The organism is Pseudomonas sp. PDM30 (genome assembly GCF_019218985.1).
Classification (GTDB): Bacteria; Pseudomonadota; Gammaproteobacteria; order Pseudomonadales; family Pseudomonadaceae; genus Aquipseudomonas; species Aquipseudomonas jessenii.
In genome coordinates this window covers 1-11,653 of sequence record NZ_JAHUWM010000004.1, presented here as the reverse complement: position 1 = coordinate 11,653, position 11,653 = coordinate 1, and the positions used below count along the sequence as shown (strand labels likewise).

The 11,653-nt window shown below is 60.0% G+C and carries 11 protein-coding genes; 3 read left to right on the top strand and 8 right to left on the bottom strand.

The genetic code is table 11. The annotated features are described in order from the left end of the window. Window positions 1–81: 81 nt before the first annotated feature. On the bottom strand, window positions 82–771 hold the full coding sequence (locus KW840_RS10705) for an SDR family oxidoreductase (protein WP_218495128.1): 690 nt from the start codon (window positions 769–771) through the stop codon (window positions 82–84). Between the two features lie 19 nt (window positions 772–790). After that, window positions 791–1,147, bottom strand: a complete 357-nt coding sequence (locus tag KW840_RS10700; RefSeq protein ID WP_154861310.1) for a MerR family transcriptional regulator — start codon at window positions 1,145–1,147, stop codon at window positions 791–793. Between the two features lie 82 nt (window positions 1,148–1,229). On the opposite strand from KW840_RS10700, the gene KW840_RS10695 reads away from it, so the two are divergent. Beyond that, a complete protein-coding gene (locus KW840_RS10695) occupies window positions 1,230–1,670 on the top strand; it encodes a hypothetical protein (protein ID WP_218495127.1) in 441 nt (146 codons plus the stop codon). Between the two features lie 62 nt (window positions 1,671–1,732). Here KW840_RS10695 and KW840_RS10690 read toward each other — a convergent pair whose 3' ends face one another. The 6 genes from KW840_RS10690 to KW840_RS10665 all read right to left on the bottom strand — a co-directional run bounded on the left by KW840_RS10690 (window position 1,733) and on the right by KW840_RS10665 (window position 8,153). Continuing rightward, a complete protein-coding gene (locus KW840_RS10690) occupies window positions 1,733–2,659 on the bottom strand; it encodes an ABC transporter permease (protein WP_218495126.1) in 927 nt (308 codons plus the stop codon). Then, entirely contained in the window at window positions 2,659–3,765 is a 1,107-nt protein-coding gene (locus KW840_RS10685; protein ID WP_218495125.1) for an ABC transporter permease, read from the bottom strand. Before KW840_RS10685 ends, KW840_RS10690 begins: the two co-directional genes overlap by 1 nt. Before the next feature lie 11 nt (window positions 3,766–3,776). Beyond that, window positions 3,777–5,342: an ABC transporter ATP-binding protein gene (locus KW840_RS10680; protein ID WP_218495124.1), complete on the bottom strand. Its 1,566-nt coding sequence runs from the start codon at window positions 5,340–5,342 to the stop codon at window positions 3,777–3,779. Window positions 5,343–5,888: 546 nt separating this feature from the next. Further along, window positions 5,889–6,470: a YigZ family protein gene (locus KW840_RS10675; protein WP_218495123.1), complete on the bottom strand. Its 582-nt coding sequence runs from the start codon at window positions 6,468–6,470 to the stop codon at window positions 5,889–5,891. A gap of 6 nt (window positions 6,471–6,476) precedes the next feature. Then, window positions 6,477–7,127, bottom strand: coding sequence for a TetR/AcrR family transcriptional regulator (locus KW840_RS10670; protein ID WP_057712122.1), 651 nt, complete (start codon window positions 7,125–7,127; stop codon window positions 6,477–6,479). Window positions 7,128–7,232: 105 nt separating this feature from the next. Next, window positions 7,233–8,153, bottom strand: coding sequence for a LysR family transcriptional regulator (locus tag KW840_RS10665; RefSeq protein WP_057712121.1), 921 nt, complete (start codon window positions 8,151–8,153; stop codon window positions 7,233–7,235). Window positions 8,154–8,291: 138 nt separating this feature from the next. Between KW840_RS10665 and KW840_RS10660 the strand changes: the two genes are divergently transcribed. Continuing rightward, window positions 8,292–9,641 carry an aspartate aminotransferase family protein gene (locus KW840_RS10660; RefSeq protein WP_057712120.1) on the top strand — a complete coding sequence of 450 codons (1,350 nt, stop codon included), beginning with the start codon at window positions 8,292–8,294 and terminating at the stop codon, window positions 9,639–9,641. A gap of 177 nt (window positions 9,642–9,818) precedes the next feature. Beyond that, on the top strand, window positions 9,819–11,312 hold the full coding sequence (locus tag KW840_RS10655; RefSeq protein WP_090452969.1) for a CoA-acylating methylmalonate-semialdehyde dehydrogenase: 1,494 nt from the start codon (window positions 9,819–9,821) through the stop codon (window positions 11,310–11,312). Window positions 11,313–11,653 lie beyond the last annotated feature (341 nt).

The window sequence follows — 11,653 nt, the reverse complement described above, 5'->3', positions numbered from 1 at the left end:
CGGGGAGGCGAGGTGCGAAGTGTCGATCAAAACGGCCCGGCGGGCAAGCCCAACCCGACAGGCCGATGCAACCCGGCGGTATTACCAGGGAATGGTTTCGCCCCGGTAATTGATGAAGTGATGCCCACCCTTGCCGACATACGCATTCACCTGATCGACCAGGCCACGGGTGCTGGTTTCCACGTCGATGTCCGCGCCTTCACCACCCATGTCGGTTTTCACCCAGCCCGGGTGCAGCGACAGCACGGTGAGCCTGGTTTCGCCCAACTGAGTGACGAAGCTGTTGGTCATGGAGTTCAGCGCCGCCTTGCTGGCCTTGTACAGTGCCAGTTCCGGCGCATCGGGCATGGTCACGCTGCCCAGCACCGAACTCATGAACGCCAGCACGCCGGTGTCCGGTCGCAGTTGCTCGACAAAACTCTGGGCCAGGTTGATCGGTGCCACGGCGTTGGTGAAAAACAGCTGACCGACTTCGGCCATTGTCGCGCCACCGTTCGGCGTTTGGACATCCGGTCCCTTGACCCCGGCATTGACGAACAACAGGTCAAACACGTCGCCCTTGAGTTGTTGGCTCAGGGTGGACACCGCGTGCTGATCGTCCATGTCGAGCGTTTCGATCCGCACCTTGCCCAGGGCCTGCAAGGCTTCGGCTTTTTGCGGATCGCGCACGGTGGCGGTGACTTGCCAGCCATCGGCCAACAGGGTTTTCACCAGCCCGAGGCCAAGCCCCCGGGAGGCGCCGATGATGAGCGCGGTTTTTGCCTTGGACATGAGTGGCTTCCTTGAAAATTCAGAGTCGTGGATTCAATGGACACTGTTGCCCGAGCCGTTGTTGCAACTCTTCGCGCAGTGCGCCGAGTTCGGCCATGCGGGCTTCGATCAGTTTGAGTTTGTCTTGCAGCAGTTGCGTGACGGCGCTGTCCGGATCGGGCGATTTCCAGATTGTAGCGACGCTGTTGCCGATCTCGCCGAGGGTAAAGCCCAGTCGTTGAGCGGTCTTGATGTACTGCACCAGTTGCACCATGTCTGGCGGATAGTCGCGATACCCGTTGGCGCTGCGTTGCGCCGCAATCAATCCGCGCTGCTCGTAAAAGCGCAGCGTGTCGCGGCTGACGGCGCTGGCCTGGGCTAATTCACCGATGCGCATCATGACGTCTCGAGGGGGCTTGACCCTGGAGCATACTCCAGGCTTTAGCCTTGTTGCTCCCTGAATTGTTGGAGCAATGTCGATGTGGACTACAACGCAATATCGCCGGTTGGTGCAAGGCAGTGCCTGGTATGACCTGATCGTGATGGTCGCGTTTGTCACGCCGTGGAGTTTTGCGGCGTTGCATGGGGTTTTGACGTGGGTGAGTCAGGCGTTGAGTTTGCCCGGTGAGCTGCCACCGTTCGAGCCGGTGCACATGTTGATGGCGAATTTGTTGGGCTCGATTGTGTGCGTATGGGCGGTGTTGCGGATTCGTGATCCGCAGCAGGTTTATGGGCGGTATGACGCCGTGGGCAGATTCCTGTTCTCGGCCTGGCAGGCTTATGCCCTGATCCATGGCGCGAGTTCGCTGCTGGTGGTTTTTCTGGTGTTTGAATTGGCGTGGGGCATTGCTCAAGTGTTGCCTGTTCGGCAGCCATCGCGAGCAAGCTCGCTCCCACAGGGTCTGCGCCAGACACATTAATTACGCAAGATGCGGTTATGTGGGAGTGAGCTTGCTCGCGATGAGGCCAGACCAGACAACCACTAATGCCCGGCCTGCCACGGCTGCCCCAACGACACCGGAGCATACAACCGTGTGCGCACCGCCTCCCGGGACAGCAGCACCAGCACCCCAATGGTCGCGACATACGGCAGCATCGCCAGCAGACTGGACGGAATCGCCAGCCCCACCCCCTGCGCCACCAGGTGCAGGATGCTGGCGAGCCCGAACAGGTACGCGCCGAGCAGCAGGCGCCACACCCGCCAACTGGCGAACACCACCAGCGCCAGGGCAATCCAGCCGCGCCCGGCGCTCATGTTCTCCGCCCACATCGGCGTGTAAGCCAGGGACAGGTAAGCCCCGGCCAACCCGGCCATCGCACCGCCGAACAACACCGCCAAGGTCCGCACGGCCAACACCGGCAAACCCATGGCGCTGGCCGCATCCGGGTTTTCCCCGACCGCCTGAATGATCAGCCCGACGCGGCTTTTCAGAATCACCCAGGCCACTAATGCAAACAACGCGAACGACAGATACACCAGCAGATCCTGGGCAAACAGCATCCGCCCGATCAGTGGGATTTCACTCAGATAGGGAATCGCCACCGGCTCGAATCCCGCCAGCGGCTTGCCGACCCACGCCGCACCGACGAAGGTCGACAGGCCCACGCCGAAAATCGTCAGGGCAAGACCTGTGGCCACCTGATTGGCGTTGAACACCAGCGCCACCAGGGCAAACAGCGACGACAACAGCATCCCGGCGAGCATTGCCAGCAACACGCCGAGCCACAGGTGACCGGTATTGAACGCGACGATGAAACCGATCACCGCACCAAACAGCATCATGCCTTCCTGGCCCAGGTTGAGGACGCCGCTTTTCTCGCAGATCAGTTCCCCCAGCGCCACCAGCAACAACGGCGTACCGCAGCGGACCATGGCGTAGAAAATATTGCTCAGCAGATCGATATCCATCACATCGCTCCTGTTTGTACGACGGTGGATTGCGCGCGGCGGGCCCAGCGCAGGTTCAAACGCGGTCGGTAGAGGATCAGCACATCACTGGCCAGCAGGAAAAACAGCATCATGCCCTGGAACAATTGGGTGATCGCTTGCGGCAGGTTCAGGCTCATTTGTGCGCTTTCGCCACCGATGTACAGCAGCGCCATCAACAGGCTGGAAAACAGGATGCCGACAGGATTCAGACGACCGAGAAATGCCACGGTGATCGCCGCATAGCCGTAGCCCGGCGAGACTTGCGGCACCAGCTGGCCGATGGGACCGGTGACTTCGCACACACCGGCAAGCCCCGCCAGGCCGCCGCTGATCAACAGCGCGAGCCAGATCAGGCGCTTCTCGCGAAAGCCGACGAAGCCGGCGGCACGCTTGTCCAGCCCCAGCACTTTGATCTGGAACCCGACAAAGCTTTTCTGCAACAGCACCCATACCGCCACCAACGCGAGCAGGGCGAAGTAAACTCCGGCGTGGACCCGGCCATCGTCCATCAGCAGCGGCAGGCGGCTGGCGTCACCGAACATCGCTGACTCGGGGAAGTTGAACCCGGCGGGATCTTTCAAAGGGCCGTGAACGCAGAACAGCAGCAGGTTCAGTGCGATGTAGTTGAGCATGATGCTGGTCAGGATCTCATTGGCGTTGAAGCGCGTACGCAGCCACGCCGTCAGCCCGGCCCACGCAGCGCCCGCCATGGTGCCGGTAAGCAGGATCAACACCAGCGCCCAGCGGCTTTGCATATCGATGATGTTCACCGCCAGCGCACTGCCGGCCAGCGCACCGAGCAGCAGTTGACCTTCGGCACCGATGTTCCAGATGCGCGCCTGATAGGCGACGGCCAGGCCCAATGCGCAGAGCAGAATCGGCAGGGCTTTGACCAGCAATTCGGAGACGCCGTACAGGTCGCTGACCGGTGCGATCAGCAAGGTGTGCAAGGTCAGCAACGGGTCATGCCCGAGCGCGATAAACAACAACGATCCACAGCCCAGGGTCAGTGCAGCCGCCAGCAACGGCGAGCACCACAGCATCAGGCGCGATTGCTGGCCGCGAGGTTCAAGAGAAAGCAGCATGTGACACTCCGTTAGCGCGTGGCGGATGCGAGTGATTGAGGGGCACCGAACTGGCCGGCCATCCAGCCGCCGACATCGCTCAGGCGGGTGTCGACGGTGGCGTGAAGCGCCGACAGCCGACCGCCGCACAAGGCGCCGAGCCGGTCGCTGATCTGGAACAGTTCGTCGAGGTCTTCGGAGATCACCAGGATCGCCGCGCCGGCATCGCGCAAGGCAATCAAGGCGCGGTGAATGGTGGCGGCGGCACCGACGTCCACGCCCCAGGTCGGGTGTGCGGCGACCAGCAGTCTGGGTTGCTGAAGGATTTCCCGACCGAGGATGAATTTCTGCAAGTTGCCGCCGGACAGGCTGCGGGCAGGCGCCTGGCTATCGGGTGTCTTGACCCCGAAACGGCGGATGATTTCCTCGGCCATTGCTTCGACTTTGCCGCGCTGGATCAGGCCGTTACTCACCAAGCCGTGCTGGAAAGCAGTCAGCAGCGCGTTGTCCGCCAGGCTCAGTTCCGGCACCGCACCATGACCCAGGCGTTCGGCGGGGACGAACGCCAAGCCGAGTTGGCGGCGAGCATCGGGACGCAAATGGGCGACTGGTTCCTTGCCAAAACGGATCGTCGCGCTGGCGTTGCGGGGCAGCAGTGCTTCGCCGCTGAGCAAGGCCAATAACTCATCCTGGCCATTGCCGGCGACACCGGCGATGCCGACAATTTCACCGCGGCGCACTTCAAGGTCGATGTTGGCAAGCGAGCAGCCGAATGGGTCCGGGTTGTGCCAGGACAATCCACGGACATCAAGGCACGCATCACCTCCGGTAACCTTCGGATAGTCAGCGATCAACTCCGCCGCTTCACCGACCATCAAGCGCGCCAGTTGCTGGTCCGAACACTCGGCCGGCACGCAATGCCCGGCCACCCGACCGCCTCGTAAAACCGTTGCGCTGTGGCACAACGCACGCACTTCCCCGAGCTTGTGGCTGATGAACAAAATGCTGCAGCCTTCGGTGGCGAGGCAGCGCAGGGTGACGAACAAGTCGTCGGCCTCCTGCGGCGTCAGCACCGAAGTCGGTTCATCGAGAATCAACAGGCGGATGTCCTGCATCAGACAGCGAATGATTTCCACCCGCTGCCGTTCACCGATCGACAGGCTGTGGACAAGTCGCTCCGGTTCCAGCGTCATGCCGTAGCGCCGGGACACTTCGCGAATCTTCGGCTCAAGCTGTTTGGGTGTGCCTGCCGCCGCGCCCATGGCCAGGGCGATGTTCTGTGCCACGCTCAGGGTTTCGAACAGCGAAAAATGCTGGAATACCATGCCGATTCCCAAACCCCGGGCCTGGGCCGGATTGCGCAGGCTCACCCGCTGACCTTGCCAGATCACCTCGCCGGAATCGGCGTGGGTAACGCCGTAGATGATCTTCATCAGCGTGCTTTTGCCCGCACCGTTTTCGCCGAGCAGGGCATGGATCTCGCCAGGGGCAATGGTCAGGTCGATGGCATCGTTGGCCAGGCAGCCGGGGTAGCGTTTTGTGATTCTACGCAGTTGCAGGCGCGGAACTGGATCAGGGATTGGAGCGTGATTGGGCATGACAGGCTCAGTGCTGTTGGACTTGTGCCTGTGGATAAAGCAATTTTCTGGCCACTAGGTCAGGAAAATCTCGAAGTCCTGCGACCAGAGGCGTTCAGTACGCAGCTTTCAAATGTGCCACGCACAGCCCGGCACCACATGGGGGCAATGGCGCAAATCAAGCCCCGATTTTGCTCGTGGGGTTTTGCTCAAAAAATGAGCAATCGACCACAAGCCATACCGTACAGGGCGCCGAGACGGCCATGAACGGGTTATCCACAGATTGCTCCACAGTATTTGTGCGCAAGCTCACTGCACGGGCATAAGCACTGAGTGGCTACTTCTAAAGGCGATAAACCGCTGTAACTATTTGTTTTTATTTGAATTTGACGTGCTTGATGGCAGATTGGACGAAAATTGAGCAAAGTCCGCAAAGCCGCATGACAAAAGGGTTACAGCGGTATGTGCTCAGGTTATCCACAGGCGGGTGCACAGCAGATGTGGGCAAATATGGAATAAGTGAAAAAGCGGCGTGCCCCAAAAAATTGCAGCCGGTGCTGAAGCCTTTTAGCGCCGTAACAAAATTCGCCCGCGACTCAAATCGGCCAGTTGTGACTGTAAGGTGTCGATTTGCGCATCGCCTACGGCCAACTGCAACTCGACACCATTGGCGGTGAAGCTTTCATCCACAACCAATCCACCTGCCTCCGCCACCCGCAGCTTGACCAGGGCCAACTCGGCAAATCCGCAAGCGCAATGCAGTGGCACCCGGCTGATCAGCTCGAGCTTTGGCGCCGCTTGCAGGCATTTGTTTGCACCTCCGCCATAGGCCCGGGCTAGCCCCCCGGTGCCCAGTTGGATGCCGCCATACCAGCGAATCACCAGCACCGCGACCTGATCGCAATCCTGTGCCTCGATCGCCGCCAGAATCGGCCGGCCGGCCGTACCGCCGGGCTCGCCATCATCGGTGCTGCGGTACTGATCACCGAGCTTCCAGGCCCAGCAGTTGTGCGAGGCATTCAAGTCGCTGTGCTGTTCAATGAACGCCTGGGCCTCGGCGGGGCTGGAGATCGGCGCGGCGAAGGTAATGAAGCGGCTCTTGCGAATCTCTTCGCGGTATTCGCAAAAACCGCTGAGGGTAAATGGCATAAGTGCTTAGATGGCAGGTTTCAGGCCGCAGCCCTTGAGAATGATGCGGATCAGGTTATCCCCGGCGTCTTCCATGTCCTGTTTGGTCAACTTGGTACGTCCGGTGACGCGGCAGATCTGCGTGGCGAAGTCGGCGTAGTGCTGGGTGCTGCCCCACAACAGGAAGATCAGGTGCACCGGATCGACCGGGTCCATTTTACCGGCGTCGATCCAGGCCTGGAACACGCCCGCACGACCCTGGAACCAGGCGCGATAGTCCTGGTTGAAATACTCGGTCAGGCACTCGCCGCCGCTGATGACTTCCATGGCAAAAATCCGCGAGGCTTGCGGCTGGCGCCGGGAGAACTCCATTTTGGCGCGGATGTAGCGGGTCAAGGCTTCGCTCGGATCGTCCTCGGCGGTGAGGGTGTTGAACGTGCTGTCCCACAGCTCGATGATGTTGCTCAGCACCGCCACGTACAAGCCGAGCTTGTTGGTGAAGTAGTAATGCAGGTTTGCCTTGGGCAACCCGGCGTTCTGGGCGATGGTGTTCATGCTCGTGCCTTTGTACCCGTGACGGGCGAACTCGTCTTCGGCGGCCTTGATGATGGTCTCTTCGTTTTTTTGACGAATGCGGCTGACAGATTTTGCGCCGTGGGCTGGGACTTCAAAGGTCATAAGCACTTCCGAACGGGTGGGTGGGACGGCCAGTGCGTTGATAACGTACCCACCGGCTTCAGACAAGACCTCACACAATAAAACCTTACTCCGCTCCCACAATGTTCAACGCGTCGCGGCCAGGCTCTCGAGAAAACTCTCCAGCACCAGATGCGGTCGGCGCCCCTTGCGTGTGACCGACGCCAGGCTGAGGTCATAGAAGCGTGTTTTTGCTTTCAACGCTCGCAACCGGCCTTGCTGCACCCAAAGACTCGCGTAGTGATCTGGCAGGTAACCGATATAGCGTCCGGTCAGGATCAGGAAGGCCATGCCTTCGCGGTCCGAGGCGCTGGCGGTGCAATTGAGCGCCTGATAATGGGCCTGGATTTCCGCCGGCAAACGAAAGGTCGGGGCGATGGCGTCCTGGCTATTCAGACGCGTGTCGTCCAGTTGTTTGTCGTCGACATAAAACAGCGGGTGACCGACCGCGCAGTACAACAGCGATCGCTCGCTATACAGCGGTTGATACTCCAGCCCCGACAATGCGCTGGCCTGCGGTACCACGCCGACGTGCAGACGACCGTCGAGTACGCCTTGCTCGACTTCATTGGGCGCGATCATACGGATCTGGATCTGCACGTCCGGGCCGCGTTCTTTCAATTGCGCGAGGGCATGGGTGATGCGCATGTGGGGCAGGGTGACCAGGTTGTCCGTCAAACCGATGATCAATTCGCCGCGCAAGTGCTGGTGCAGGCCATTGACCTCGGTGCGGAAGCTTTCCAGCGCACTTAACAGCTGCAATGCCGATTGATAGACCTCGCGGCCCTCTTCGGTCAGGGAAAACCCGGCACGTCCCCGTTGGCACAGGCGCAGGCCGAGGCGTTGCTCCAGATCGCTCATCTGTTGGCTGATCGCCGAGCGACCGATGCCCAGCACGGTCTCCGCCGCGGAGAAGCCGCCGCACTCCACCACGCTGCGGAAAATCCTCAGCAGGCGAATATCAAAGTCGCTGACCTGGGCCAGCGGATCGGGACGGCGAGTACTCATGCGGGTTACTCAAAGTTTAGTAGTTGGCTGACTGAACATTAGAAAAGTTGGATTTCACCGACTTTATCCCCGTGGCAATTTAGCTGCAACAACGGTTTTCAATCCTTACGCCGCTTATTGCCTTGCGAGGTTACGCCCATGAACCAGCCTGAAAACGCACCGACTTCCCTGGCCAGCCAGCTCAAGCTCGATGCTCACTGGATGCCTTACACCGCCAACCGCAACTTCCAGCGCGACCCACGGCTGATCGTTGGCGCCGAAGGCAGTTGGCTGATCGACGACAAAGGCCGCAAGGTATATGACTCGCTGTCCGGTCTGTGGACCTGTGGCGCCGGGCACACTCGTAAGGAAATCCAGGAAGCGGTCGCCAAGCAACTGGGTACCCTCGATTACTCGCCAGGTTTCCAGTACGGCCATCCGTTGTCCTTCCAGTTGGCTGAAAAAATCACCGACCTGACCCCGGGCAACCTCAACCACGTGTTCTTCACCGACTCGGGTTCCGAGTGCGCTGACACCGCTGTAAAAATGGTCCGTGCTTACTGGCGCCTGAAGGGCCAGTCGACCAAGACCAAAATGATCGGCCGTGCCCGTGGCTACCACGGTGTGAACATCGCCGGCACCAGCCTCGGTGGCGTGAACGGCAACCGCAAGCTGTTCGGTCAGGCGATGATGGACGTCGATCACCTGCCGCACACTTTGCTGGCAAGCAACGCTTACTCCCGTGGCATGCCGGAGCAGGGCGGTATCGCCCTGGCTGACGAGCTGTTGAAGCTGATCGAACTGCACGATGCGTCGAACATCGCGGCGGTATTCGTCGAGCCATTGGCCGGTTCCGCTGGCGTGCTGGTGCCGCCACAGGGTTACCTCAAGCGTCTGCGTGAAATCTGCGACCAGCACAACATCCTGCTGGTGTTTGATGAAGTAATCACCGGTTTCGGCCGTACCGGCACCATGTTCGGTGCTACCACCTTCGGCGTGACACCGGACCTGATGTGCATCGCCAAGCAAGTTACCAACGGTGCGATCCCGATGGGTGCGGTGATTGCCAGCTCTGAGATCTACCAGACTTTCATGAATCAGCCGACGCCTGAATACGCGGTTGAATTCCCCCATGGCTACACCTATTCCGCGCACCCGGTGGCTTGCGCCGCTGGCCTGGCAGCACTCGACCTGCTGCAAAAGGAAAACCTGGTACAGAGCGTGGCCGAAGTCGCACCGCATTTCGAAAATGCGCTGCACGGCCTCAAAGGCACCAAGAACATCATCGACATCCGCAACTACGGCCTGGCCGGCGCGATCCAGATCGCTCCACGTGACGGCGACGCGATCGTGCGTCCGTTCGAAGCCGGCATGGCGCTGTGGAAAGCCGGGTTCTACGTACGCTTCGGCGGCGACACCCTGCAGTTCGGCCCAACCTTCAACAGCAAGCCGCAGGACCTGGATCGTCTGTTCGACGCGGTCGGCGAAGTGCTGAGCAAGATCGACTGATTTGACAACACACCTGTAGGAGCGAGCTTGCTCGCGATGGACGTTAACGATGATGTGGGCTGCCTGGATGAACACAGCGCCCTCACCATCTTCGCGAGCAAGCTCGCTCCTACAAAAAGCATCTATATAGCAGGCGCTCTTTAACGGACGCCTGTGGACAACTTTTCAGGAGCTTCCATGAGCGTTATTCCGCATTTGATCAATGGCGAACTGGTGACCGAGAACGGTCGCGCGGTTGATGTGTTCAACCCGTCTACCGGTCAGGCAATTCACAAGTTGCCGCTGGCGACCCGCGAAACCATCCAGAGCGCCATCGACGCGGCCAAGGCTGCATTCCCGGCCTGGCGCAACACGCCGCCGGCCAAGCGTGCCCAAGTGATGTTCCGCTTCAAGCAACTGCTGGAGCAGAACGAAGCGCGTATCGCCCAACTGATCAGCGAAGAGCACGGCAAGACCCTGGAAGATGCTGCCGGTGAATTGAAGCGCGGCATCGAGAACGTCGAGTTCGCTTGCGCGGCTCCGGAAATCCTCAAGGGCGAGTACAGCCGTAACGTCGGACCGAACATCGATGCCTGGTCTGACTTCCAGCCGCTGGGCGTGGTGGCCGGTATCACTCCGTTCAACTTCCCGGCCATGGTGCCGTTGTGGATGTACCCGCTGGCGATCGTCTGCGGTAACTGCTTTATCCTCAAGCCTTCCGAGCGTGACCCGAGCTCGACGCTGCTGATTGCACAGCTTCTGCTGGAGGCGGGCCTGCCCAAAGGCGTGCTGAGCGTGGTACACGGTGACAAGACTGCGGTGGACGCATTGATCGAAGCGCCGGAAGTCAAAGCGCTGAGCTTTGTGGGTTCGACGCCGATTGCCGAATACATCTATTCCGAAGGCACCAAGCGTGGCAAGCGCGTCCAGGCCCTGGGCGGTGCGAAGAACCACGCCGTGCTGATGCCGGATGCAGACCTGGACAACGCCGTCAGCGCACTGATGGGCGCGGCTTACGGTTCTTGCGGCGAGCGTTGCATGGCAATCTCGGTAGCGGTGTGCGTGGGTGATCAGGTGGCCGATGCACTGGTGGCCAAACTGGTTCCGCAAATCAAGGCGCTGAAAATCGGTGCCGGTACCAACTGCGGCCTGGACATGGGCCCACTGGTGACTGGCCAGGCGCGCGACAAGGTCAGCGGTTATGTAGAAGACGGCGTAGCTGCCGGCGCGACACTGGTGGTGGACGGCCGTGGCCTGACCGTCGCTGGTCACGAAGAAGGCTTCTTCCTGGGTGGTTGCCTGTTCGACAACGTCACGCCAGAAATGCGCATCTATAAAGAAGAGATCTTCGGGCCGGTGCTGTGCGTTGTTCGGGTCAACAGCCTGGAAGAAGCCATGCAACTGATCAACGATCACGAATATGGCAACGGCACTTGCATCTTCACCCGTGACGGCGAAGCCGCGCGATTGTTCTGCGACGAAATCGAAGTCGGCATGGTCGGCGTCAACGTGCCGCTGCCGGTGCCGGTGGCTTATCACAGCTTTGGCGGCTGGAAGCGTTCGCTGTTCGGCGACCTGCATGCCTACGGCCCGGATGGTGTGCGTTTCTACACCCGTCGCAAGGCCATCACCCAGCGCTGGCCACAGCGTGCGAGCCACGAGGCTTCGCAATTCGCGTTCCCTAGCTTGTAAGTAGAAGGGCGCAGAAGGCCGACCCATTGGGTCGGCCTTTTTGTTTTCGGGGCTTTTTTGCCCTATATGACAGAATTGTGAAAATAGCTGTTGACGGCAGATTCCAGGTGTCTATAATTCGCCCCACTTCCGGCGCAGTCGAAACGGAAAACTCCTTGGTAAACAAAGAGTTACGCGGTTTTCGGCAGCAGGTTGCTTCAGTTCATCGAAGCACAAAGGGAGTTGAAAAAGAGGTGTTGACAGCAGCGTGTAACGCTGTAGAATTCGCCTCCCGCTGACGAGAGATCTGAAGCGCAAGTGGTTGAAGTTGAAAAGGAAACTTTGAAAGCTTCTGAAAATAA